The organism is Streptomyces sp. C36 (assembly GCF_040932295.1).
In the GTDB taxonomy this organism is placed as follows: domain Bacteria; phylum Actinomycetota; class Actinomycetes; order Streptomycetales; family Streptomycetaceae; genus Streptomyces; species Streptomyces triculaminicus.
In genome coordinates this window covers 128393-151975 of the sequence record NZ_JBFQGI010000005.1, presented here as the reverse complement: position 1 = coordinate 151975, position 23583 = coordinate 128393, and the positions used below count along the sequence as shown (strand labels likewise).

Below are 23583 nucleotides of genomic sequence, written 5' to 3'. Positions count from 1 at the left end.
CCTCAGGACTCGCGGGGCCCGATCCCCAGCGCCTCGGTCGCCGTGGGGTTGACCACCAGTGCCAGGGTGACCACGGCGACCAGCGTCAGCGCCACGGCGGCCGTGATCATCAGGGCACCGCCGGCGTTGAGGAGGGTCCAGGCGACCGGCAGCGCCATGATCTGCGTGATCATGGCCGGGCCGCGGCTCCAGCGGCGGAGCTGCCACAGGCCGCGCGCGGCCAGCAGCGGCAGCGCGGCCAGTGCGAGGACGGTCAGCCCGCCGGTCTCGGCCTGCTGGGGGCTGTCGGGCGTGCCGAGCAGGCCCATCACCAGCAGATAGATTCCCGAGGCGACCAGCGCCAGGCCCTGCAGGCCGGTCAGCGCGGCGGCCGCCGTCAGCCGGGCCGGGCGGGGCCCGGTGGGCTCGGAGGCCGCGACGGCGGCGCTCCCCTGTGCGCCCTTCCGGGCGGTTTTCGACACGGACTGCTTGCTGCTCACCCCTGCAGGGTATCGGTACGCAAACCATCGGAAGCCGGACCTGGGACGGTTGGTGTACCGACAGGTAGGTAGGCTGGCGCGCATGCGTGCGCTTCTCGTGGTCAATCCTTCGGCCACCACCACCAGTGCCCGTACCCGCGATGTCCTGGCGCACGCCCTGGCCAGCGACCTCAAACTGGACGTCGCCACCACGGAGTACCGCGGGCACGCCCGCGACCTCGCGCGCAGAGCGGCGGAGAGCGGCACCATCGAGCTGGTGGTCGCGCTCGGCGGGGACGGCACTGTCAACGAGGTCGTCAACGGCCTGCTGCACGCCGGCCCCGACCCGGCGGCGCTGCCCCGGCTCGCCGTGGTGCCCGGCGGCTCCACCAACGTCTTCGCCCGCGCGCTGGGGCTGCCCAACGACGTCGTGGAGGCCACCGGCGCCCTGCTGGACGCCCTGCGCGAGGGCTCCGAGCGGACGGTCGGCCTCGGGCTCGCGGCCGGCACCCCGGGCACGGAGGACGAGGGGGTGCCCGCGCGCTGGTTCACCTTCTGCGCCGGCTTCGGGTTCGACGCGGGCGTCGTGGGCCGGGTGGAGCAGCAGCGCGAGCGCGGCAAGCGTTCGACGCACTCCCTGTACGTGCGACAGGTGATGCGCCAGTTCCTCGGAGAAACGAACCGCCGGCATGGCTCGATCACCCTCGAACGGCCTGGCGAGGAGCCACTCGAGAATCTCGTCATGTCGATAATCTGCAACACCGCGCCATGGACCTACCTGGGCAACCGGCCGGTCTACGCGCTGCCCGACGCGTCCTTCGACACCGCCCTTGACGTGCTGGGATTCACCAAGCTGTCGACCATGACGGCGACCCGCTACGCCACCCAGCTGCTGACGTCGACGCCGGAGCGCGGCCCCCAGGGCAAACACGCTGTGTCACTGCATGACCAGGACTCGTTCACCTTGCATTCGCAGGCTCCCCTCCCCTTCCAGATGGACGGCGACCACCTCGGACTGCGCAGAAGCGTGACGTTCACAGGCGTTCGCCGTGCACTGCGTGTGATTGTGTGAGTGCAGGGGCCTAAAGTCCTTCCACTCGAACGTTTAGACTGGGTTCCACCCCCTGGAATGACGGCTGTGACCTAGCCGACACCGAGGAATCAAAAAAAACTTTCCGGAAGGGGTTGTATCCGTCGCCGAGGTTTGCGAGTCTCTTCCTGGCGATCGGGACAGCCCGCCATCAAGGCTTCCCGGACAGCCCGAATCCCCTCCTTACCCCCCTTGGACCACACCGGTCTGCGACTGGTCGTCGGCCCTTCCCTTGCGGGGGGATTCGTGAAAGCGTTCACATTCACAAGCCACGTAGCCGTAACACGAGGAGATGGAGCAGCCATGGACTGGCGTCACAACGCCGTTTGCCGCGAGGAAGACCCCGAGCTCTTCTTCCCCATCGGCAACACCGGTCCTGCGCTGCTGCAGATCGAGGAAGCCAAGGCCGTCTGCCGCCGCTGCCCCGTCATGGAGCAGTGCCTGCAGTGGGCGCTCGAGTCCGGCCAGGACTCCGGCGTCTGGGGTGGCCTCAGCGAGGACGAGCGCCGCGCCATGAAGCGCCGCGCCGCTCGCAACCGGGCGCGCAACGCGACCGCCTGACACCCCTCGGCCCCCGAGCCGCAGCGCGCAGCACCCCCCACAGTGCGCTAAGCACCGAAGAGCTTTGAGCCCCGGACCTCCTTCGAGGTCCGGGGCTCAGTGCTGTGCGCCGCAGGCTCCGGTCCGGGGGTCGGGCCGGGCGGGCGGCTACGGCTTCTCGGCCCGCACCGGGAGGTCGAGCACCACTCGCGTTCCCTGCCCGGAAGCGGGCAGCATGTCGAACTTTCCGCCCAACTCCCCCTCCACCAGGGTCCGTACGATCTGCAGGCCCAGGTTGCCGGCCCGCTGCGGGTCGAAGCCCTCGGGCAACCCTCGGCCGTCGTCCTGCACCGAGATGAGCAGCCGGGCGTCCCGGCGCGAACCGCCGCGCACGGCCGTGACCTCGACCATGCCCGTATCCCCCGGCCCGAAGCCGTGCTCGAGCGCGTTCTGCAGCAGCTCGGTGAGCACCATCGCGAGGGGGGTGGCGACCTCGGCGTTGAGTATCCCGAAGCGGCCGGTGCGGCGGGCGGCGACCCGGCCCGGGGAGATCTCGGCGACCATGGCGAGCACCCGGTCGGCGATCTCGTCGAATTCGACCCGTTCGTCGAGGTTCTGCGAGAGCGTCTCGTGGACGATCGCGATGGAGCCCACCCGGCGCACCGCCTCCTCCAGGGCCTCGCGCCCCTCGGCGGAGACGATGCGGCGCGCCTGGAGGCGCAGGAGGGCCGCGACGGTCTGGAGATTGTTCTTCACCCGGTGGTGGATCTCCCGGATGGTGGCGTCCTTGGTGATCAACTCGCGCTCGCGACGTCTCAGTTCGGTCACATCGCGCAGCAGGACGAGCGAACCGATGTGGCTGCCCTTGGGTTTGAGCGGGATCGCGCGCAGATGAATGACCCCGTCGTTGGCCTCGACCTCGAACTCCCGGGGGGCCCAGCCGCTGGCCAGCTTGGCCAGGCCCTCGTCGACGGGCGTGCGCGAGGGCGCCAACTGAGCGGTGGTCTCGCCCAGATGATGCCCGACGAGATCGGCGGCGAGCCCGAGCCGGTGGTAGGCGGAGAGGGCGTTGGGGCTGGCGTACTGCACGATGCCGTCGGCGTCGAGCCTGATCAGCCCGTCGCCGGCGCGCGGCGAGGCGTCCATGTCGACCTGCTGGCCGGGAAAGGGGAACGACCCGGCGGCGATCATCTGCGCGAGGTCGGAGGCGCTCTGCAGATAGGTGAGCTCCAGCCGGCTGGGGGTGCGCACGGTGAGCAGGTTGGTGTTCCGGGCGATGACCCCCAGGACCCGCCCCTCCCGGCGGACGGGGATCGACTCGACCCGCACCGGCACCTCCTCGCGCCATTCCGGGTCGCCCTCGCGGACGATCCTGCCCTCGTCGAGGGCGGCGTCCAGCATGGGGCGGCGGCCGCGCGGGACGAGGTGGCCGACCATGTCGTCCTGGTAGGAGGTGGGTCCGGTGTTGGGTCGCATCTGGGCGACGGACACATAGCGGGTGCCGTCGAGGGTGGGCACCCACAGGACGAGGTCGGCGAAGGAGAGGTCGGAGAGCAGCTGCCACTCCGAGACCAGCAGGTGCAGCCACTCCAGGTCGGAGTCGCCGAGGGCGGTGTGCTGGCGTACGAGATCGTTCATGGAGGGCACGGCCCCGAGCCTACCCGCGGGCCCGGTGGGCGGGGATTTTCCCCGGCCGGGTGAAGAGCGTGGACATCGGCGAATGGTCTAGTCCACAATGAGATGGCAAAGTCTCGCCCCCGCGGTACAAGGGGGCGAGGTCGGCCTGCGCCGGCCGTGGGGCCCGCACACCCCGCGGCATCCGGAGCCGGCCGATGTCGCTCCGGGCTGCGGTGCCGGTCGGGTCGAGGGTCCCGGCCAGGCGCCGCGGCCCGTAGTACGTTCCGGCCCCCGCGCCGCCCCGACCCGGCCCTCACACCGCTCCGATCCGAGCCCTCGTCCGGCCCCGGAAGCGCCCTTCACCTCTGCTAGATTGGTCTATACCACCGAGTTTTATCTTGAGATCGGCAGGCCCCAGCGTGGAAATTGTCATCGTTCCGGACGCCAAGGCAGGCGGCGAACTGATCGCGGAGGCAATCGGCGCCCTGCTGAGCCGCAAGCCCGACGCCCTGCTCGGCGTGGCCACCGGCTCCACCCCGCTGCCCATCTACGAGGCCCTCGAGGCGAAGGTCCGCTCCGGCGCCGTGGACCCCTCGCGCGCCCGCATCTGCCAGCTCGACGAGTACGTCGGCCTGCCCGCCGACCACCCCGAGTCCTACCGCTCCACGGTGCTGCGCCAGGTCGTCCGCCCGCTCGGCCTGACCGAGGAGGCCTTCATGGGCCCCGACGGCACCGCCGACGACGTCCAGGCCGCGTGCGAGGCCTACGACCGCGCCCTGCGCGAGGCCGGCGGCGTGGACCTGCAGATCCTCGGCATCGGCACCGACGGCCACATCGGCTTCAACGAGCCCTGTTCCTCGCTCGCCTCCCGCACCCGTATCAAGACGCTGACCCAGCAGACCCGCGTCGACAACGCGCGCTTCTTCGACGGCGACATCGACCAGGTCCCCCACCACGTCATCACCCAGGGCATCGGCACCATCCTCGAGGCCCGCCACCTGGTCCTGCTGGCCACCGGCGAGGGCAAGGCCGACGCCGTCGCCGCCACCGTCGAGGGCCCGGTCGCCGCCCTGGTCCCGGCCTCCGCGCTGCAGCTGCACCCGCACGCGACCGTCGTCGTCGACGAGGCGGCGGCCTCGAAGCTGAAGCTGGCCGACTACTTCCGCCACGCCTACGCCAACAAGCCCGTCTGGCAGGGCCTGTAACCGTCGCTTCGAACGCCGGAGGGGGGCCGCGATCGCGGCCCCCCTCCGGCGTTCGTGTCAGCGTCCCGCGATGACCTCCGCGGCGGCGACGCCGCAGACACGGGCCGCCCCATGGGTGGCGATGTGCAGGGCACCGGACGGCGGGGCCTGGTTCAGGCCCATCTCGACGACGATCGTGCCGGGGCGCGCGGCGACCAGGGCGCCCAGGGCCCTCGCCATCCACGGGTGGCGGTGGACGTCGCGGACGACGGCGACGATCCGCCGCTCCCCGGCGTCCGCGAGCACCTCCTCGGCGCCGGCCGTCTCCTGGCCGTACGCGCGGGTCTCGGTGCCCGGCAGCAGCCGGGCCAGCTCGGCGCCGACGCCCCAGGGAGTCTCGTCGCCCACCGCGAAGTTCGCCAGCGGGGTGAACGCGGCGACGTAGGCGGGGCCGGTCAGCGGCTCGTGCCCGGCCGGGGCGGTCACCCGCAGCGCGCGGCGCGCCGCGACCAGGCCGACCTCCGGGGCGGGCGAGGTCCCCTCCTCGTCACCGCCCGCCCCCGAGGTCCAGCGCGCCAGGGCCCGTACCCGCGCGGCGGCGTCGGCGAGCCGCTCCTCGGGCAGTTCGCCGGAGCGCACGGCGCCGGCCAGCGCGTCGCGCAGCCGCAGCACGGTGTCCTCGTCCGCCAGGCCGCCGCCGACGCAGATGGCGTCGGCGCCCGCCGCGATCGCCATGACGCTGCCGCGTTCGATGCCGTACGTGGCGGAGATCGCCCGCATCTCCATGCCGTCGGTGACGACGAGGCCGTCGAAGCCGAGGCCGCCGTCGGCGACGGGCGCGCGCAGCAGTCCGTGCAGGGCGGCCGGGCTGAGGGTGGCGGGCAGGGCGGGGTCGAGCGCGGGCAGCAGGATGTGGGCGCTCATCACGGCCTTGGTGCCGGCGGCGACGGCGGCGCGGAAGGGCACCAGCTCGCGCTCGCGCAGGGTCGCCAGGCCCGCGTCGATGCGCGGCAGGTCGTGGTGGGAGTCGACGGCGGTGTCGCCGTGGCCGGGGAAGTGCTTGGTGCAGGCGGCGACCCCGGCGGCCTGCAGGCCCTCGACGTAGGCGGCGGTGTGCCGGGCGACCAGGGCGGGGTCGGCACCGAAGGACCGTACGCCGATGACCGGGTTGTCGGGGTCGGAGTTGACGTCGGCGGAGGGCGCCCAGTTGAGGTTGACGCCGCAGGCGGCGAGGCGGCGGCCGAGCTCGTGGGCGACGTCCCGGGTCAGCGCGGTGTCGTCGACGGCGCCGAGCGCGAGGTTGCCGGGGAAGGAGGAGCCCGTGCGCACCTCCAGGCGGGTGACGTCGCCGCCCTCCTCGTCGATGGCGACGAGGACGTCGTCGCGCTCGGCCCGCAGCTGGGCGGTGAGGGCGGCGAGCTGCTCGGGCGAGGCGACGTTGCGGCCGAACAGGCCGACGGAGGAGAGCCCTTCGCCGAGCCGGCGCAGCAGCCAGTCGGGGGCGGTGGTGCCCGTGAAGCCGGGCTGGAGGACGGTGAGGGCGTCGCGGGTGAGCGTGCCCTGCGGGGTCAGCGTCGTCATGTCGGTAGGGCTAGCCCTTCACTGCGCCGGACGTAAGACCGCCCACGGCCTTGCGCTGGAGGATGACGAAGAGGATGAGGATGGGCACGGCGAAGAGGGAGGAGGCGGCCATGGTGGCGCCCCAGTCGTCGCCGAAGGTGGTGCGGAAGCCGGTGAGCCACAGGGGAAGAGTCTGGGAGCCGGGGTCCTTGTTGAGGATCAGGACCATGGGGAATTCATTCCATACGGTGATGAATCCGAACAGCGATGTGGCCATCAGGCCCGGCGCGAGCAGCGGGAAGATCACCTTGAGGAAGGCCTGGGTGCGGGTGCAGCCGTCGACCATCGCGGACTCCTCCAGCTCCTTGGGCACGGCGGCGACGTAGCCGCGCAGCGTCAGGACGGTGAAGGGCAGCACCATGACCGTGTAGATGGCGATGAGGGGCGGCAGGCCGTTGAGCATGTCCGCGTCGCGCACGATCATGTAGTAGGCGATGGTCATGACCTCCCAGGGCGCCATCTGGGCCATCATCATCACGAGGATGAAGCTCTTGCGGCCCTTGAAGCGCATGCGGGCGACGGCGAACGACGCGAGCAGCGCGATGACGAGCGAGAGCCCGACGGCGATCAGGGTGACGGTGAGGGAGTTGCCGACGAACGTCCAGAAGCCGTCGGCGTCCACCGCCTTGGTGATGTGGTCGAAGGTGGGGCTGGTGGGGAACCAGACCGGGGTCTCGCTGACGATGTCCGGGGTGGGCTTGAGGGCCGTGGCGAACATCCAGTAGACGGGGAACGCGAAGACCACGAAGAGGACGACCGCCGTCGCCTGCGGCCAGAGACGGCCGAGCGGCGAGCCGGAGCCCGTCCGGCGGTGGGGAACCGTGCGGCTCACAGCTCGTCCTCCTCTTGCTTGAGCACCAGGCGCAGGTAGTGGGCGGTCAGGGCCAGCAGCATCACGATGGTCAGGATGGAGATCGCGGCGCCCATGCCGAAGTGCTGGCTGCCGATGCCCTCGGTGAACGCGTAGACGGGCAGCGTCTCGGTGAGCCGGTCGGGGCCGCCCTCGTTGATCGCGAAGACCTGGGTGAAGGCCTTGAAGACCCAGATGACCTCGAGGAAGGTGGTGGCGAGGAAGAAGGGCTTGAGGAAGGGGAAGGTCACCGAGGTGAACTGCTTCCAGGCGCCCGCGCCGTCCAGGGACGCCGCCTCGTACAGCTCCGTGGGGATCGTGGTCGTGGCCGCGTAGAGGTTGATCGCCACGAAGGGGATCGACTGCCAGACGATCAGCACGGTGATGACGAAGAACGTCGACAGCTGGTCGCCGGTCCAGTTGTAGCCGGCCATGGAGTGCCAGCCGGCCTGGTCGAGCAGGTGGTTGACGATGCCGTAGCGCTGGTCGAACAGCCACTGGAAGACGGTGGTCGCGGCGACGACGGGCATCGCCCAGGCGAGGACGAGCCCGAGCGAGAGCAGCAGGCGCGTCTTCGTGCCGAGCCGGGCGAGCAGCAGGCCGATGAGGCAGCCCAGCACCATGATCAGGACGACGTTGGCGGCGGTGAAGACCACGGACCGGCCGGTGACGCCCCAGAACTCCGCGCTGCCCAGGGCCTCGCGGTAGTTGTCGACGCCGGTCCACTCGGTGACGTGCCGGATGAGCTGGCGCCGATTGAGGTTCTGGAACGACAGCAGGCCGTTCTTCACCATCGTCCAGCCGAGCAGCAGCACGGTGAGGGCGGCGGCGGGGAGGATCAGCAGGTACGGGACGGCGCGTCCGGCCCGTACGCCGCCCGGGCGCGCCGGCGGGGCGCCCCCCTTGCCGGCCTTCGGCGCCGGCGGGGCGGCCGTCGCCTCTTCGATCTGCGCTGACATCGTCGTCCGCCTTCTCCCCTGTCGAACCGTGTTACGTCTGCGCGCTTCCGTACGGGCCGGCGCGGTCGGCCGGCCCGTACGGAAGGCGGCGGGTCACTGCTTCTGGCTGAGGCGCTTGTTCATGTCGGCCTCGACCTGCTTGGCGGCTTCCTCGGGGGACTTGCCGTTCAGGACGGCCGTCATATAGGCCTTGACCGGGTTGGGCGCGTTCTCGACGCTCGCCCATTCGGGGATCAGCGGCGTGGTGCCGCCGCTCTTGGCGGCGGGCGCGGCGGCCTCGGCGACGGCGTTGCCCTTCACGTTGGGCAGCAGCGCGTCCTTGTTGGGAAGGGAGCCGACCTCCTTGGCCAGCGCGCCCTCGTTCTTGTCGGACAGCGCGATCTTCAGGAACTCCTTGGCGAGGTCCTTCTTCTTGCTGCCCTCGGCGACGGCGAGGTTGGAGCCGCCGAGGAAGACGCCCTCGGGCTTGCCGGCGGTCTCACCGGGGATGGTGAAGTAGCCGATCTCCTTCTCGATCTCCGGGTTGGCCTTGATCGCAGTCTGGGCCTCCCAGCCCATGCCGATGAACGCGCCGGTCTTACCCTTGGCGAAGACGTCGGCCTGCTGCGGGGTGGCCTCGTCCTTGTCCTTGGGGGCCTTGGAGAAGGACTGGTACTTCTTGTAGAGCTCCATGGCCTTGGCGACCTTGGGGTCGGCCAGGTTGGACACCCACTTCTTGCCGTCCTTCTTCACCAGGTCGGCGCCCGTGCCGATGGTCAGGCCGTCGAAGAAGTACCAGTTCTGGCCGGGCAGGTAGAGGGGCTCGGCGTCGCCCTTCTTCTCGATGGCCTCGAGGTCCTTGAAGAACTCGTCCCGGGTCCTGGGCGTGTCCTTGATGCCCGCGTCCGCCCAGACCTTCTTGTTGTAGATGACGACGCGATTGGCCGCCCACCAGGGGGCGGCGTACTGCTTGCCCTCGAAGACGGAGGGCTTGTTGAGGGACTCGGTCCAGTCCCCGCCGATCTCCTTCTTCAGGTCGCCGAGTTCCGCGAGGCCGCCGGTCTCGGCGTAGGAGGGGGTCTGGGTGTTGCCGATCTCGACGACGTCCGGCGGGCTGGACTCGGAGAGGGCGGTGGTCAGCTTCTGCTGGATGCCGTCCCACTTCTGGATCTTGACGTCCAGCTTGGCCCCGGTCTTCTGTTCGAACTCGGCCTGGACGGCCTTCGTCCAACCAGGCGGATTCGAGCCATCCATGAACCAGACGGTCAGGGTCTTGCCCTGGGAACCGCCGGCATCGGTCTCCTTGTCACTGTCGCTGGACCCACAGGCAGCAACACTCACCAACATGGCCGCGACACCCGTCGCCGCTATGAGCCCTCGCTTCACAGCACTCTCCTCAAGGACCGAATGTGGTCTTTAATGGTTTAGACCAGTGCCCGCAGCTTGGCCTAGACCTTTTGGGGTGTCAAGGGTGTATAAGAGTCGCTGTCGGCTCCGTTACCGGACCGACACCTCGAGGTCGACCTGGGCTTCTCCGGGCTCCTCGGGCTCGGCCCGTGCCACCATGTGACCGCTATAGACGGAGGAGCCGGTGACGGCAGCAGGATCATCGGAGTCGGGAAGGCACGCCATGGCGACCGAGGGCGGTACGGAGAGCGGCGCGGCCGCGGGCGGCACGCGGACCGCGCGAGTGCCCAAGTATTACCGGCTCAAACGGCACTTGCTGGAAATGACCGAAACCATGCCTCCGGGCACTCCGGTACCGCCGGAGCGGACGCTGGCGGCCGAGTTCGACACCTCGCGCACCACCGTGCGCCAGGCGCTGCAGGAGCTGGTCGTCGAGGGCCGCCTGGAACGCATCCAGGGCAAGGGGACGTTCGTCGCGAAGCCCAAGGTCTCCCAGGCGCTGCAACTGACCTCCTATACGGAGGACATGCGGGCCCAGGGCCTCGAGCCCACCTCCCAGCTGCTGGACATCGGCTACGTCACCGCCGACGACCGGCTCGCCGGGCTCCTCGACATCGCCACGGGCGGACGGGTGCTGCGCATCGAGCGGCTGCGGCTGGCCAGCGGCGAGCCGATGGCGATCGAGACCACCCACCTGTCGGCGAAGCGCTTCCCGGCGCTGCGCCGGAGCCTGGCGAAGCACACCTCGCTCTACACCGCCCTGGCGGAGGTCTACGACGTCCATCTGGCCGAGGCGGAGGAGACGATCGAGACCTCCCTGGCCACCCCCCGCGAGGCGGGCCTGCTGGGCACGGACGTCGGCCTGCCGATGCTGATGCTCTCGCGCCACTCGCTGGACGCGGAGGGCAAGCCGGTGGAATGGGTGCGCTCGGTCTACCGGGGCGACCGCTACAAGTTCGTCGCCAGGCTGCGGCGGCCCACGGACTGAGGCGCTCACGGACCGAGGCGCCTCACGGACCGAGGCGCCCGCATCCGGCGGATCGGGGGTCTTGGCACCCCCGCTGACCAGGGGTCACGTACGGTGGCGGGATGAGCCAAGCTGTCGATGCGGTCGAGGCCGCCGCCATCGCCCTGACCGAGGGTTCCTGGGTTCCTTCCGACTACGAGCTGGGCCTCGCCCGGGAGTTCCTCACCCGCCGTGAGCAGCTGGAACAGCGCCTGCTGCCGGGCATGCCCGCCTGCCCCCAGGCCCAGGGCTGGGTGTCCCAGCACGTGCTGTGGCTGGAGGACGTGGCCCGCCTCGCCGACGAGCTGCTGGCGACCTGGCGGGACTGGCTGCCGGGCAGCCCCATGCTCGCGGTGCTCGGCGCCTACGGCGGCCTGGCCCGCTCGGTGATCCCCCTCTCCGTCCAGCTGGGACGGGCGTGGGAGGAGGAGTGGTCGGGCCCCTGTTCGCAGCAGGAGGCCGCGTGGTGGGAGGACTGGCACCTGCCGCCGGAGCAGCGCCGGCAGCTCGACGCGCTGACGGAACGGCTGGTGATCGTGGGGTCCGTGGTGGTCATGGCCCTCAACCGGGGCCAGGCCGCCCACTGACCACCACTGGCCGCCCTCCGCCGGCCGGGCCGGCGGGCGCAGCGGCCGCACCCGGGGTGCCGGGTACGGCCGTCGTCGGCGGAAGGGGCCGGGCCGGCCAGACCTCTAGGCCACGGCGGTCAGCCGTGCGTGCCGCAGCCGTACCGGCTCGGTGTCCGCGTCGTTGTGGCGGGCGGCCCAGGCCTCCAGGGCCGTGCGGCACGCGTGGTCCACATGGCGCAGGGGGGACAGGTCCAGCTCGATGGGCCGGTCCTGCGGGAGCGCCTCCAGGGTCTCCAGGATGCGGGGCAGCCGCAGGAACGTGGCGTTGCCGGTGAGGACCACCGTCATCCGGCCGTCGTCCTCACGGACCTCCACATGGATCTTGGAGGTCTCCCACGCCGACTTCACCACCGCCAGCAGGAGTCCGAGCACCACACCCTCGAACATGCTGGTCGTGACGATGGCGACGGCCGTGACCGCGAGGATCACCGCCTCGCCCCGGTGGTCGCGCCACAGCGGGCCGATCTCCTTCACCGGCACCAGCTTGCAGCCGGCGTGCACCAGCACGCCCGCCAGCGCGGCGAGCGGGATGACGCCGATCGCCGCGGGGAGCAGCACCGCGAACAGCAGCAGCCACGCGCCGTGCAGCACCCGGGAGAGCGGGGTCCTCGCGCCGGCCTGGACGTTGGCGGCACTGCGGACGATGACGGCCGTCATCGGCAGGGCGCCGAGCACGCCGCACACCGTGTTGCCCAGGCCCTGGGCGAGCAGCTCCTTGTCGTAGTGGGTGCGCGGGCCGTCGTGCATCCGGTCCACGGCGGCCGCGCTGAACAGGGACTCGGCCGAGGCGATGAGGGTGAAGGCGAGGACCGTGCCGAGCACGGCGACGCTGGCGAGCGAGGTGAGGTCGTTCAGGCCGGGCGGCTGGACGGCGTCCAGCAGCCCCTTCACCTCGACGTTGGCGATGTCCAGGCCGCCCAGCGCGGTGACCGCCGTGGCCAGCGCGACGGCGACCAGCGGCGCGGGCACCAGCTGGGCCTTGCCCGGGAGTTTCTTCCACAGCACCAGCACCGCGATGGTCGCCGCGCCGACCGCGAAGGCGGTCAGGGCGTCGCCGTCGGTGACGATGTCCATGGCGAGCCCGGGGACGCCCGCGATCTTCTCCATGCCCGAGCGCGGCTGCTTGACGCCGGCCATGGTGTAGAGCTGGCCGAAGAGGAGGACGAGTCCGATGCCGGCGAGCATGCCGTGGACGACCGCGACCGAGATCGCCCGGAACCACCGGCCGAAGCGCAGGGCGCCGAGGGCGAGTTGGAGGAGGCCGGTGACCAGGACGATGGCGCCGAGCATGCCCAGGCCGAACTCCCTTACGGCTTCGAACACCAGCACCGTCAGTCCGGCGGCGGGGCCGCTGACCTGGAAGGTGCTGCCCGGCATGGCGCCGACGACGAGGCCGCCGACTATGCCGGTGATCAGGCCGAGTTCGGCCGGTACCCCGGACGCCACGGCCACGCCGACGCACAACGGCAGGGCCACGAGGAAGACGACGAGCGAGGCGAGCGCGTCCTGACGCAGGACGGCGGATTTCTTGACGGAGAACATGGGTGAGGGCCCCTTGGGTGGTGCGGCCGGGTGGTTCACAGAGGTCCGAACGGCCCGTGGCCGTTCTCGGGCCGGTGCACGGTGACCGAGCCGGTGTGCACCTCGTAGTACCAGGCGTGCAGCGTCAGCAGCCCTTCCTCGAGGCGTTCGCGGACGCAGGGGTAGTCCCGCAGGGTCCTGAGCTGGGCGACGGCGTGGACCTGGACGGCCTCGGCCATGCCGGGGGAGTCCGCGTCGGCGGTCCGGGCGTCGGCGTCCGCCGGGACGGCGCGGTCGAGCCAGCCCTGGACGGCGGGCGCGGAGGAGAGGTCATCGCCCCGGACGACGGCGCTCACGGCGCCGCAGTGGGAGTGCCCGCAGACGATGATGTCGCGGACGCCCAGCACGCGGACCGCGTACTCGATGGTGGCGGTCTCGCCGGACGGGTGGTCGCTGCGGTACTCGGGGACGATGTTGCCCGCGGTACGGAGCTCGAAGAGTTCGCCGGGTCGTGCGCCGGTGATGAGGGACGGCACGACGCGCGAGTCGGAGCACGTGATGAACAGGGTCTCCGGCGACTGGCCGGCTTCGAAAGCCCGGAAGCTCTCGGCGTTCTCGGCCACGTGGGTTGCGAACGATCGGGCGTTGTCGATGAGCGACTTCATGTTGGCCTGCCTCCTGCGCCCCGTGTGGGTTCCCGTTGGGGCGCGGTGTGTTCAAGTCAGCATTACGGGTGTGAGCGCGCCAGTGCATGGCTGCGCCGGCCGCCGTGCAGCCAATCCTGCGCGACGGACGAGACAGTCACTTTACCTGCACGTTACCCTTTGATGACAGGTAAATATTTCATCAAATAGGGCTCGCGGTTGGGCACTTGGGGCGCGCACCGCGCACATCGCCACCGTGACTACGCCCACATACACCCCATGCGTCAAGTGGACTCTTTACTTCCCGTTGATGCGCCCGGTACTCCCACACCAGGGGTTCCCCCTACGGTTTCTGACGAACCGTCGGGGCGTTGCCATTCCGATATGCGGATAGGGGGTGACGTCCGGAGGGGGCCTCCCTTAGATTTCCCCGACATTACGCATGTGATCGCACAGGGGACGGAGACACCGCATGTCGGAACCACCCGAGCAGCCCGCAGAGGGCTCACGAAGGCCGGTCGTCACCGTGCCGTTGATCGTCGCCGGGGTGTGCCTGGCCATCCCCTTCGTGGCGATGCTGTGGGTCGGTTCCTACTCCCGGCTCACGCCCGCCATCGCCGGCGTCCCGTTCTTCTACTGGTACCAGATGCTGTGGGTCCTCATCTCGACGATGCTCACCGTCGTCGCCTACGTCATCGTCCGCCGTCACGAGCGGAAGCACCGGGGCGGTGAGGTCCGATGAAGGACGGCGTGAACGGCGTGGCACTCGCCGTGTTCGTGTTCTTCTTCCTCGCCGTGACCGTCATGGGCTTCATGGCGTCGAAATGGCGGCGGGCGGAGAACGCGGACAATCTCGAGGAGTGGGGACTGGGCGGCCGCTCGTTCGGCACCTGGGTCACCTGGTTCCTGCTCGGCGGCGACCTCTATACGGCCTATACCTTCGTCGCCGTCCCGGCGGCCATCTACGCGGGCGGTGCGGCGGGCTTCTTCGCGGTGCCCTACACCATCCTCTGCTACCCGCTGGTCTTCACCTTCCTGCCGCGGCTGTGGTCGGTGGCGCACAAGCACGGGTACGTGACCTCGTCGGACTTCGTCCGGGGCCGCTTCGGCTCCCGGGGCCTGTCCCTGGCGCTGGCGCTGACCGGCATCCTCGCCACCATGCCGTACATCGCCCTGCAGCTGGTCGGCATACAGGCCGTCCTGGACGTGCTGGGCGTCGGCGGCGGCGAGGGCACCAACTGGTTCGTCAAGGACCTGCCGCTGCTGATCGCCTTCGGCGTGCTCGCGGCCTACACCTACTCCTCCGGGCTGCGGGCGCCGGCGCTGATCGCCTTCGTCAAGGACGCGCTGGTCTACATCGTCATCATCGTGGCGACCATCTACATCCCGATCCGGCTCGGCGGCTTCGACGAGATCTTCGCCAAGGCCGGTCATGCGTTCGCGGCCGAAAATCCGGCAACGGGCAAGCCGCGCGGCGCGCTCGTCCCCGGCCCGGACGCGCAGTGGTCGTACGCGACGCTCGCGCTGGGTTCGGCGATGGCGCTGTTCCTGTATCCCCACTCGGTGACGGCGGTGCTCTCCAGCAAGAGCCGCAACGTCATCCGCCGCAACACCACGATCCTTCCCCTCTACTCCCTGATGCTGGGCCTGCTGGCGATGCTCGGCTTCATGGCGCTGGCCGCCGGGGTGAAGGTCAAGAACGGGCAGCTGGCGATCCCGCAGCTGTTCGAGGACATGTTCCCGGACTGGTTCACGGGCGTGGCGTTCGCCGCGATCGGCATCGGGGCGCTCGTCCCGGCGGCCATCATGTCGATCGCCGCCGCAAATCTGTTCACCCGGAACATCTACAAGGAGTTCCTCAAGCCGGACGCCTCGCCCGAACACGAGGCGAAGGTGTCCAAGCTCGCCTCCCTGCTCGTCAAGGTCGGAGCGCTCGTTTTCGTCCTCACCATGGACAAAACGGTCGCCATCAACTTCCAGCTGCTCGGCGGCATATGGATCCTGCAGACGATCCCGGCGCTCGTCGGCGGGCTCTTCACCCGCTGGTTCCACCGCTGGGCCCTGCTGGCGGGCTGGGCGGCCGGCATGGGGTACGGCACCTGGCGGGCGTACGCTACGCCGAGCGCCACCCAGTCCCACTTCGGGAACACCAACCTCATCCCCTTCCTCGGGGAGAAGGGCTACATCGGCCTCACCGCGTTCGCCCTCAATGTGATCGTCGTCATCGTGGCGACCTTCGTCCTGAAGGCGATCAAGGCTCCCGACGGCGTCGACCAGACCAGCCCGTCGGACTACACCGCGGACGCCGGCGACCCGGGCGTCCCGGCGGAGCTCCCCCCGGCCACCGCGGGGGCCCCTGGCGGCCACTGACAGCACCCTGGCGGGCCCGCCGGACCCGCCCCGACATCAGGGCCGCCACACCCCTCTCCGGGGGGCGTGGCGGCCCTTTCGCGTGGCCTTCCGTAGCCTTGTGGAGGCCTTGCGCAGCCCGCCCGTTAGCACATTCAGCGACCGTGTCATGACGGGACGACACAACATGTGGGGGCGCGTACGAGGGGCGGCACTAGATGTATGCTCGTCCTCGCTGATGTCGCAGGGGAATCCGGTGAAAGTCCGGAACTGTCCCGCAACGGTGTATGTGTGCGCATATACCCAGCGCACCTGTAGTCCGAGGACCTGCCGCCAGCGCGCCCACCACCGAGCCTGCCCTGGGCTCGGCTATGGGCGTTGAATTCGTCCGGGCCCCGCGGGTTGGGCCGACGGACGCCTACGAGGCATGCCCCGGTGCATTCGGCATGCCCGTACGCGACCGTCGCGCGCACCCGCCCGGGCCCACCCCAGCCGAGCGAGGGAGAGCCACACGTGACCATCGCGCCCGCAGATCCGGTCTCAGCGAACGCGGAAGCGACCGGCGGTCCCGGGACCGCGCTGCTGCGCACCCTGACCGACCTCACCGCAGACCTGCCTTCCACCGACCCGGGCAAGGTCGCCGCCGCCGCGCTGCGCGGCCGCAGCGCCGCGTCGGACGAGGCCGAGCTGCGCTCCCTCGCCACCGAGGCCGCCGCCGGCCTGATCGCCGAGGAACCGGAGTACTCCCGCCTCGCCGCCCGGCTGCTCACCCGCGCCATCGCCGACGAGGCGGCCGGCGAGGGTGCGACCTCCTTCTCCGCCTCGGTGGCCGTCGGCCACCGTGAGGGCCTGATCGCGGACGAGACCGCCGCGTTCGTCAAGGAGCACTCCGAGCGCCTGGACGCGCTGGTCGCCAAGGCTCTCGCCGACGGCGCCGACGACCGCTTCGGCTACTTCGGCCTGCGCACCCTGCACAGCCGCTACCTGCTGCGCCACCCGATCACCCGCAACGTGATCGAGACCCCGCAGCACTTCCTGCTGCGCGTGGCCTGCGGCCTGGCCGAGGACCACTCCGTGCGGGCCCTGGAGGACGTCGCCGAGCTCTACGGGCTCACCAGCACGCTCTCCTACCTGCCCTCCTCCCCCACGCTCTTCAACTCGGGCACCCGCCACCCGCAGATGTCGTCCTGCTACCTGCTGGACTCTCCGCTGGACGAGCTGGACTCGATCTACGACCGCTACCACCAGGTGGCGCGCCTGTCGAAGCACGCGGGCGGCATCGGCCTGTCGTACTCGCGCATCCGCTCCCGCGGCTCGCTGATCCGCGGCACCAACGGCCACTCCAACGGCATTGTGCCGTTCCTGCGCACCCTCGACGCCTCCGTCGCCGCCGTGAACCAGGGCGGCCGCCGCAAGGGCGCGGCCTGCGTCTACCTCGAGACGTGGCACGCCGACATCGAGGAGTTCCTGGAGCTCCGCGACAACACCGGTGAGGAGGCCCGTCGTACCCACAACCTCAACATCGCGCACTGGATCCCGGACGAGTTCATGCGCCGCGTCGAGGCCGACGCCGACTGGTCGCTCTTCTCCCCCGCCGACACCCCGGACCTGGTCGACCTCTACGGCGACGAGTTCGACGCCGCCTACCGCGCCTACGAGGCCGCCGGCAAGGCCGTCAAGCAGATCCCCGCCCGGGTGCTGTACGCCCGCATGATGCGTACCCTCGCGCAGACCGGCAACGGCTGGATGACGTTCAAGGACGCCGCCAACCGCACCGCCAACCAGACGGCCGAGAAGGGCAAGGTAGTCCACTCCTCGAACCTCTGCACGGAGATCCTCGAGGTCACGGACGACGGCGAGACCGCGGTCTGCAACCTGGGCTCGGTCAACCTCGCGCAGCACCTCGGTGCCGACGGCGAGATGGACTGGGAGAAGCTCGACCGTACGGTCCGTACGGCCGTGACGTTCCTCGACCGCGTCGTGGACATCAACTTCTACCCGACCGAGCAGGCCGGCAACTCCAACAGCCGCTGGCGCCCGGTGGGCCTGGGCCTGATGGGTCTGCAGGACGTCTTCTTCCGCCTGCGCCTGTCCTTCGACTCCGCCGAGGCGAAGGCCCTCTCCACCAAGATCTCCGAGCGGATCATGCTCGCGGCGTACGAGGCCTCCGCCGACCTCGCCGAGCGGCACGGCCCGCACCCGGCCTGGTCCGCGACCCGCACCGCCCGCGGCGTGCTGCACCCGGACCACTACCCCAACGCCGTCGCCGCCTGGGACGACCGCTGGGAGGCGCTGCGCGCCCGCATCGCCGCCGTCGGCATGCGCAACTCGCTGCTGCTGGCGATCGCCCCGACCGCCACCATCGCCTCCATCGCGGGCGTCTACGAGTGCATCGAGCCGCAGGTCTCCAACCTGTTCAAGCGCGAGACGCTCTCCGGTGAGTTCCTGCAGGTCAACACCTACCTGGTGGACGACCTCAAGAAGCTCGGCGTGTGGGACCGCACCACCCGCGACGCGATGACCGACGCCAACGGCTCGATCCAGGACATGAAGTGGATCCCGCAGGAGGTGCGCGACCTCTACCGCACCGCCTGGGAGATCCCGCAGCGCGCCCTGATCGACATGGCCGCGGCCCGTACGCCGTACCTGGACCAGAGCCAGTCGCTGAACCTCTTCATGGCCTCGCCCACCATCGGCAAGCTCAGCTCGATGTACGCGTACGCCTGGAAGCAGGGCATCAAGACGACGTACTACCTGCGCTCCCGCCCGGCCACCCGGATCGCCCGCGCCGCCTCCGCCGGTGCCGCCGCGCCGGCCACCATCCCCGTGCAGCAGGCCGCGCCCGACGCGGATGCCATCGCCTGCTCCCTTGAGAACCCCGAGTCCTGCGAGGCCTGCCAGTAATGTCCGCCGCTGAACAGAAGAACCTGCTCGACCCGGGCTTCGAGCTGACCCTGCGCCCCATGCGGTACCCGGACTTCTACGACCGCTACCGCGACGCGATCAAGAACACCTGGACCGTCGAGGAGGTCGACCTCCACTCGGACGTCGCCGACCTGGCCAAGCTGTCCCCGGGTGAGCAGCACATGATCGGCCGCCTGGTCGCGTTCTTCGCGACCGGCGACTCGATCGTGGCGAACAACCTCGTGCTGACGCTGTACAAGCACATCAACTCCCCCGAGGCGCGCCTGTACCTGTCGCGGCAGCTGTTCGAGGAGGCCGTGCACGTCCAGTTCTATCTGACGCTGCTCGACACCTACCTGCCCGACCCGGACGACCGCGCCGCGGCGTTCGACGCGGTGGAGAACATCCCCTCCATCCGCGAGAAGGCGCAGTTCTGCTTCAAGTGGATCAACGAGGTCGAGAAGATCGACCGCCTGGAGACGAAGGCCGACCGCCGTCGCTTCCTGCTCAACCTGATCTGCTTCGCGGCCTGCATCGAGGGCCTGTTCTTCTACGGCGCCTTCGCCTACGTGTACTGGTTCCGCAGCCGCGGTCTGCTGCACGGCCTGGCGACCGGCACCAACTGGGTCTTCCGCGACGAGACCATGCACATGAACTTCGCGTTCGAGGTCGTGGACACCGTCCGCCAGGAGGAGCCCGACCTCTTCGACGACGAGCTCCAGCAGCAGGTCACCGACATGCTGAAGGAGGCCGTGGAGTGCGAGCTGCAGTTCGGCCGTGACCTGTGCGGCGACGGCCTGCCGGGCATGAACACCGAGTCCATGCGCGAGTACCTCCAGTGCGTCGCCGACCAGCGCCTCCAGCGCCTGGGCTTCGCCCCGGTCTTCGGCTCGGAGAACCCTTTCTCCTTCATGGAGCTGCAGAACGTCCAGGAGCTGACCAACTTCTTCGAGCGCCGCGCGTCCGCGTACCAGGTGGCGGTCGAGGGCACGGTCGCCTTCGACGACGAGTTCTGATCCTCGCGGGTTAAATAGCCTCGAACGCGGCATCGCGTGTCTCCCGTCCGGGAATCCAGTGCGAAATCCGGACAGAACGGGAGACATGCGATGCCGCGTTTTATGATGATCGTCAAAGCGAGCGAGGACTCCGAGGCCGGCGTGATGCCGACCAAGGAGATGATCGCCGAGATGGGGCAGTACAACGAGCGGCTGGCCGGGGCCGGCGCGATGCTCGCCGGCGACGGACTGCACCCGACCTCCAAGGGGGCGCGTGTGCGGTACTCCGACGGGCCGCCCGTCGTCACCGAGGGGCCTTTCGGGAAGGCCGCCGACCAGATCGCCGGCTTCTGGATCATCGAGACCGGCTCGATGGACGAGGCCCTGGAATGGGCCCGGCGCATCCCCTTCCGCGAGGGCGAGGTCGAGGTGCGCCCGCTCTTCGAGGCCTCCGACTTCCCGGACCAGTCGTGAAACGCGTGTGGCGGGCGCTCCCTCGGGAGCGCCCGCCACATGTGCGTCGTACGCGCGATCAGCCGTTGGAGACGACCGGGTAGCGCGGGGTGCCGTCGGCCATCTGCCGCAGGGCGTCCTTGCGGTCGCGCTTGGAGAGACGGTCGATGTACAGGTAGCCGTACAGGTGGTCCGTCTCGTGCTGCAGGCAACGGGCGAAGTAGCCGGTGCCCTCGACGGCGATCGGGTTGCCGTGCAGGTCCTGGCCGCGGACGACCGCGTAGTCGGGGCGGGCCAGGGCGGCGTAGGCCGTCGGGACCGACAGGCAGCCCTCGTTGGAGTCGTCGAGGATGCGGCGGTCGGCCGGCAGGTCGTCGAGCACGGGGTTGACCACGTGGCCGACGTGGCGCACGCCCTCGTCGTCCGGGCAGTCGTAGACGAAGACCTTCAGGTCGACGCCGATCTGGTTGGCCGCCAGGCCCACGCCCTCGGCGGTGCGCTGGCTGGCGAACATGTCGTCGATCAGCTGCGCGAGCTTCTCGTCGAACTCCGTGACGTTCTTGCACTCCTTGTGGAGCACCGGGTTGCCGACGACGGTGATCGGGCGGGAGGTGCCGCGCTCGCGGTGCGCGAGCTCACGCGCCTCGCAGTCCTCGGTGTCCACGATGAACTCGCCGGAAGCGGTCGACTCGTTCGACTCGTCGTTCACGGGCTGGTCCGTGTCTTGCTGCGCCATGTCCGCCGTATGCCTCTCTCACAACCCGAAAGCAATATCTTGCCCTGAATCCACTGGGTCTCTACAGGGTACGGGGGCCACAGCGGCCGCTCAGCAGACCTCTTCCAGATCCCGCCATTCACGGGTGTCCGGGCTGTCGGCCACCCAGCCGTCGAGCAGCCCCCTGACCAGCCCCGCGGGTGCCGCGATGCCGCACTCGCGCTCGGGCACCCACAGCGAGCCCGAGCCGGAGCCGGCCGTGCGGTGGCCCAGCGGGCCGGGGTGTCCGGGCTCGCTGTGATCGTGCGGGTCGAGGTGCTCGCCGTCGCCCTCGTCGCTGGGCATCCGGCTCTCCGAGCACGTCCGGCACAGCAGACGCACGGAGGAGGACCAGTCCTCGGCGGCGAAGCCCGCGTCGGCCGCGAGCCGCTCGAGCGCGTCCCGGTCGGCCTCGGTGGCGGCCTCCAGCAGCACGACCCAGGTGGGGACGGGCGAGGGGGCCCACAGCTCGATCTCGTCGAAGACGGGGTACGAGGGCCCGGCGGCGGTCACCCGCTCGCCGTGCGGGACGCCGTCGTGCAGCACGACCTCGCCCCAGCGGCGGCCGGAGGACGGCAGCGGGATGGACAGCACCTCGATGCGCGCCGGGTCCAGTCGGCGACCCCAGACGACCTCCGCCTCGCCCTCCGGCGACAGCCGCACGGCCGCGCTGCCCAGCTCCATCCCGGTCGGCTCACCGGCCGGGCCGCCCTCGCCGGGCACCCGCAGCCCGTACGCCTGCCAGGCGCGGCGGGCCAGCGGCCAGTCCTGCAGGGCGGTGGCGGCGATGCCGACGTTCCACCAGTCGGGCGCGCCGGTCTCGCGGTCCAGCAGCGCCACGGCGCGCAGCCCGGCGGCGCGGGCCTGCTCCCAGTCGTGCCGGAACTTGTGCAGCAGCGCGAGGTTGAACCACGACTCGGACAGCCATGGTTCCATGTCGGCCGCGCGCGTCAGCAGCGCTCCCGCGTCCTCGTAGCGGCCGTCGCCGATGAGCGTGAAGGCACGGTCGGTCGCCTGCCGCCACGAGGCGGAAGGCCGGTGCCGTACCTTGCCGAAGATCCTCACGATTCCCGCCTGCCGGTTTCTGCGTGTTCTGCGTGCCACCACGCCGGATGGACCGGGCGGAGAAAGCCGCCCTGTCGGACCTCCTTGCCGACGACCCCGCGCACGACACCCCCCGGTTTCCGCTTTCTCGCCATTCTCTTCGTCTCTTCGCATCCAACCATGCCCCTTCGGACGCCCGCTCATTACCCGTGGGTTCGGCGGGCCAGTCCCCCTTCACCCCCGCTGTCACGGGCCTGATGGAGCGGGGCCTCCGCGCGCGAGCACCGCCGCGAGCGCCTCCACCACCCGGGGCTCGTGGTCGTGCGCGGTGGCCAGACGGAGGCGCTCGAGGGCGCGCAGCGGGCCGCACGCCGGGTCGCCGGCGAGGTCGTCGTAGGCGTTGACGGTCCGGACGATACGGGCGGTGAGCGGCTGGTCCCGGTACGGATCCGCCTGGCGCTCGACCACCAGTACGACGTCCGGCGGTACCCCGGTCCGGCGGACCACCGCGCCGCCCAGGAGCGCGATGCGGCGGCGCTCCTCGGTCGGCAGCGGCTCGGTCGCCCCGGCGGGGACCGGCACCGGGAGGGAGAGCTGGCCGATGTCGTGCATCAGTGCCGCGTGCTCCACCACCGTGAGGTCGGCCCCCGACAGCCCCAGCTCGCGGCCGACGGCGCGGCCCAGCGTCGCGACCCGCCGGGCGTGTCCCGGCCGGGTGTAGCCGGCGATCTCGGTGGCTCTGGCCAGCGAGGCGATGGTCTGGCGGCGGGTGGCGCACACGGCCTCGTAGCGGTGCACGGACAGCTGGGTGACCAGCAGCGGCAGGCAGAACACCGGCAGGGCCCACAGCCCCGCCGCGGCCACGGCCAGCGCCATGACGACGCCGCCGGCGCCGATGGCCGAGCCGACGCCGGGGAGCGCCCTGAGCTCCTCGCGCAGGAGGGGCCCGTACGGTCCGCCGCCGGTGCGGGAGCGGGCGAGGGCGGCGGCCAGGACCGCGTCGCACAGGGCGGTCAGGGCCAGGAGCAGCAGAAGGAGGAGCGGGTAGGACGGGCTGGGCGCGCAGCCGTGCAGCGGCTGGAAACAGACGGCGGCGAAGGCGGCGTTGAGCACCCGGCGCGCGAGCCGGTCGAGCGCGGGCGGACGGCCCACGGCTCCGGCGAGGGTGGCGCCGAGCACGACGGCGACGACCTGGGCGGCGCCGTGCGAGGCGGGCTCTCCGCCGACCTCGCCGAGCAGGGCGTACGCGAGCGTGCCGGCGGACCCCACGGGCGCGGTCTCCCGGGCTCCGGCGCCCGCCCCGCGCGGCGTGCGCCGGGCGGCCTCCCCGAGCGCGATCAGCACCCCGTAGGCCAGGGCCACGTGCGGCTGCGCCACCCCCCGCCACGCCGTCCACGCCAGCGCGAGGACCGCCGTGAGCCCGGCGACGATGTGCACCCCCCGCGCGAACCCCCCGGCGCGGGCCCGGCCGGGCCCGCCGGGTCGGGCCCACTCCGGCGCGTCCGGGGCGGCTTCCCGCGGGGCGCGCTCGCCGGCGTCCGGGGGCGTGCCGGGGCGGTAGGGCGCGTCCGGGGCGGCCG

At 70.8% G+C, this 23583-nt stretch carries 21 protein-coding genes and 1 riboswitch; of the genes, 10 read left to right on the top strand and 11 right to left on the bottom strand.

Annotated features, from left to right (window positions below; genetic code table 11):
* Positions 1-2: 2 nt before the first annotated feature.
* Entirely contained in the window at positions 3-380 is a 378-nt protein-coding gene (locus tag AB4K12_RS17070; RefSeq protein WP_368435272.1) for a hypothetical protein, read from the bottom strand.
* A gap of 181 nt (positions 381-561) precedes the next feature.
* On the opposite strand from AB4K12_RS17070, the gene AB4K12_RS17065 reads away from it, so the two are divergent.
* Together AB4K12_RS17065 and AB4K12_RS17060 are read left to right on the top strand one after the other, a co-directional pair.
* A complete protein-coding gene (locus AB4K12_RS17065) occupies positions 562-1530 on the top strand; it encodes a diacylglycerol kinase family protein (protein WP_362251537.1) in 969 nt (322 codons plus the stop codon).
* A gap of 321 nt (positions 1531-1851) precedes the next feature.
* Entirely contained in the window at positions 1852-2109 is a 258-nt protein-coding gene (locus tag AB4K12_RS17060) for a WhiB family transcriptional regulator (protein ID WP_004937597.1), read from the top strand.
* Between the two features lie 147 nt (positions 2110-2256).
* Here AB4K12_RS17060 and AB4K12_RS17055 read toward each other — a convergent pair whose 3' ends face one another.
* Positions 2257-3726, bottom strand: a complete 1470-nt coding sequence (locus AB4K12_RS17055) for a sensor histidine kinase (RefSeq protein ID WP_368435271.1) — start codon at positions 3724-3726, stop codon at positions 2257-2259.
* A 398-nt stretch (positions 3727-4124) separates the two neighbouring features.
* On the opposite strand from AB4K12_RS17055, the gene nagB reads away from it, so the two are divergent.
* Complete coding sequence (gene nagB, locus AB4K12_RS17050) at positions 4125-4910, top strand: glucosamine-6-phosphate deaminase (RefSeq protein WP_368434987.1); 786 nt, start codon at positions 4125-4127, stop codon at positions 4908-4910.
* 57 nt (positions 4911-4967) lie between these two features.
* Here the strand turns inward: nagB and AB4K12_RS17045 are convergent, their stop codons facing one another.
* The 4 genes from AB4K12_RS17045 to AB4K12_RS17030 all read right to left on the bottom strand — a co-directional run bounded on the left by AB4K12_RS17045 (position 4968) and on the right by AB4K12_RS17030 (position 9683).
* Positions 4968-6470, bottom strand: a complete 1503-nt coding sequence (locus AB4K12_RS17045; RefSeq protein WP_368434986.1) for a glycoside hydrolase family 3 protein — start codon at positions 6468-6470, stop codon at positions 4968-4970.
* 10 nt (positions 6471-6480) lie between these two features.
* Positions 6481-7341, bottom strand: a complete 861-nt coding sequence (locus tag AB4K12_RS17040; RefSeq protein WP_086572429.1) for a carbohydrate ABC transporter permease — start codon at positions 7339-7341, stop codon at positions 6481-6483.
* On the bottom strand, positions 7338-8318 hold the full coding sequence (locus tag AB4K12_RS17035) for a carbohydrate ABC transporter permease (RefSeq protein ID WP_368434985.1): 981 nt from the start codon (positions 8316-8318) through the stop codon (positions 7338-7340). Before AB4K12_RS17035 ends, AB4K12_RS17040 begins: the two co-directional genes overlap by 4 nt.
* A gap of 93 nt (positions 8319-8411) precedes the next feature.
* Positions 8412-9683 (bottom strand): extracellular solute-binding protein, encoded by a 1272-nt coding sequence (locus tag AB4K12_RS17030; RefSeq protein WP_368434984.1) that lies wholly within the window; start codon positions 9681-9683, stop codon positions 8412-8414.
* A 244-nt stretch (positions 9684-9927) separates the two neighbouring features.
* On the opposite strand from AB4K12_RS17030, the gene AB4K12_RS17025 reads away from it, so the two are divergent.
* A complete protein-coding gene (locus tag AB4K12_RS17025) occupies positions 9928-10692 on the top strand; it encodes a GntR family transcriptional regulator (RefSeq protein ID WP_086572424.1) in 765 nt (254 codons plus the stop codon).
* 101 nt (positions 10693-10793) lie between these two features.
* Positions 10794-11297 carry a hypothetical protein gene (locus AB4K12_RS17020; RefSeq protein ID WP_368434983.1) on the top strand — a complete coding sequence of 168 codons (504 nt, stop codon included), beginning with the start codon at positions 10794-10796 and terminating at the stop codon, positions 11295-11297.
* A gap of 105 nt (positions 11298-11402) precedes the next feature.
* Here the strand turns inward: AB4K12_RS17020 and AB4K12_RS17015 are convergent, their stop codons facing one another.
* Positions 11403-12881, bottom strand: a complete 1479-nt coding sequence (locus tag AB4K12_RS17015) for a SulP family inorganic anion transporter (protein ID WP_368434982.1) — start codon at positions 12879-12881, stop codon at positions 11403-11405.
* Positions 12882-12916: 35 nt separating this feature from the next.
* Positions 12917-13525 (bottom strand): carbonic anhydrase, encoded by a 609-nt coding sequence (locus tag AB4K12_RS17010; protein ID WP_086572418.1) that lies wholly within the window; start codon positions 13523-13525, stop codon positions 12917-12919.
* Between the two features lie 451 nt (positions 13526-13976).
* Here AB4K12_RS17010 and AB4K12_RS17005 point away from each other — a divergent pair, with 451 nt between their 5' ends.
* The 5 genes from AB4K12_RS17005 (at position 13977) to AB4K12_RS16985 (ending at position 20226) form a co-directional block, all read left to right on the top strand.
* Complete coding sequence (locus tag AB4K12_RS17005) at positions 13977-14246, top strand: DUF3311 domain-containing protein (protein ID WP_368434981.1); 270 nt, start codon at positions 13977-13979, stop codon at positions 14244-14246.
* Entirely contained in the window at positions 14243-15874 is a 1632-nt protein-coding gene (mctP, locus tag AB4K12_RS17000; RefSeq protein WP_368434980.1) for a monocarboxylate uptake permease MctP, read from the top strand. Before AB4K12_RS17005 ends, mctP begins: the two co-directional genes overlap by 4 nt.
* Before the next feature lie 171 nt (positions 15875-16045).
* A riboswitch (cobalamin riboswitch) is annotated at positions 16046-16203 on the top strand.
* A gap of 163 nt (positions 16204-16366) precedes the next feature.
* Positions 16367-18757 carry a ribonucleoside-diphosphate reductase subunit alpha gene (locus AB4K12_RS16995; protein ID WP_368434979.1) on the top strand — a complete coding sequence of 797 codons (2391 nt, stop codon included), beginning with the start codon at positions 16367-16369 and terminating at the stop codon, positions 18755-18757.
* Positions 18757-19773 (top strand): ribonucleotide-diphosphate reductase subunit beta, encoded by a 1017-nt coding sequence (locus tag AB4K12_RS16990; RefSeq protein WP_179198988.1) that lies wholly within the window; start codon positions 18757-18759, stop codon positions 19771-19773. Before AB4K12_RS16995 ends, AB4K12_RS16990 begins: the two co-directional genes overlap by 1 nt.
* Positions 19774-19875: 102 nt before the next feature.
* Positions 19876-20226, top strand: a complete 351-nt coding sequence (locus AB4K12_RS16985; protein WP_368434978.1) for a YciI family protein — start codon at positions 19876-19878, stop codon at positions 20224-20226.
* 58 nt (positions 20227-20284) lie between these two features.
* Here AB4K12_RS16985 and def read toward each other — a convergent pair whose 3' ends face one another.
* The 3 genes from def to AB4K12_RS16970 form a co-directional block, all read right to left on the bottom strand.
* A complete protein-coding gene (gene def, locus AB4K12_RS16980; protein WP_086572406.1) occupies positions 20285-20941 on the bottom strand; it encodes a peptide deformylase in 657 nt (218 codons plus the stop codon).
* 90 nt (positions 20942-21031) lie between these two features.
* Positions 21032-22024: a hypothetical protein gene (locus tag AB4K12_RS16975; RefSeq protein ID WP_086572405.1), complete on the bottom strand. Its 993-nt coding sequence runs from the start codon at positions 22022-22024 to the stop codon at positions 21032-21034.
* Positions 22025-22249: 225 nt separating this feature from the next.
* A complete protein-coding gene (locus AB4K12_RS16970) occupies positions 22250-23404 on the bottom strand; it encodes an HD-GYP domain-containing protein (protein ID WP_368435270.1) in 1155 nt (384 codons plus the stop codon).
* Positions 23405-23583 lie beyond the last annotated feature (179 nt).

Bases quoted from the DNA above. Each gene is read 5' to 3' on its own strand.
- AB4K12_RS17020 (WP_368434983.1), top strand. From the start codon at position 10,794: ATGAGCCAAGCTGTCGATGCGGTCGAGGCCGCCGCCATCGCCCTGACC.
- AB4K12_RS17055 (WP_368435271.1), bottom strand. From the start codon at position 3,726: ATGAACGATCTCGTACGCCAGCACACCGCCCTCGGCGACTCCGACCTG.
- mctP (WP_368434980.1), top strand. From the start codon at position 14,243: ATGAAGGACGGCGTGAACGGCGTGGCACTCGCCGTGTTCGTGTTCTTC.
- AB4K12_RS17025 (WP_086572424.1), top strand. From the start codon at position 9,928: ATGGCGACCGAGGGCGGTACGGAGAGCGGCGCGGCCGCGGGCGGCACG.
- AB4K12_RS17045 (WP_368434986.1), bottom strand. From the start codon at position 6,470: ATGACGACGCTGACCCCGCAGGGCACGCTCACCCGCGACGCCCTCACC.
- AB4K12_RS17015 (WP_368434982.1), bottom strand. From the start codon at position 12,881: ATGTTCTCCGTCAAGAAATCCGCCGTCCTGCGTCAGGACGCGCTCGCC.
- AB4K12_RS17060 (WP_004937597.1), top strand. From the start codon at position 1,852: ATGGACTGGCGTCACAACGCCGTTTGCCGCGAGGAAGACCCCGAGCTC.
- AB4K12_RS17035 (WP_368434985.1), bottom strand. From the start codon at position 8,318: ATGTCAGCGCAGATCGAAGAGGCGACGGCCGCCCCGCCGGCGCCGAAG.
- AB4K12_RS16985 (WP_368434978.1), top strand. From the start codon at position 19,876: ATGATGATCGTCAAAGCGAGCGAGGACTCCGAGGCCGGCGTGATGCCG.
- AB4K12_RS16990 (WP_179198988.1), top strand. From the start codon at position 18,757: ATGTCCGCCGCTGAACAGAAGAACCTGCTCGACCCGGGCTTCGAGCTG.
- AB4K12_RS17065 (WP_362251537.1), top strand. From the start codon at position 562: ATGCGTGCGCTTCTCGTGGTCAATCCTTCGGCCACCACCACCAGTGCC.
- def (WP_086572406.1), bottom strand. From the start codon at position 20,941: ATGGCGCAGCAAGACACGGACCAGCCCGTGAACGACGAGTCGAACGAG.
- AB4K12_RS17005 (WP_368434981.1), top strand. From the start codon at position 13,977: ATGTCGGAACCACCCGAGCAGCCCGCAGAGGGCTCACGAAGGCCGGTC.
- AB4K12_RS17010 (WP_086572418.1), bottom strand. From the start codon at position 13,525: ATGAAGTCGCTCATCGACAACGCCCGATCGTTCGCAACCCACGTGGCC.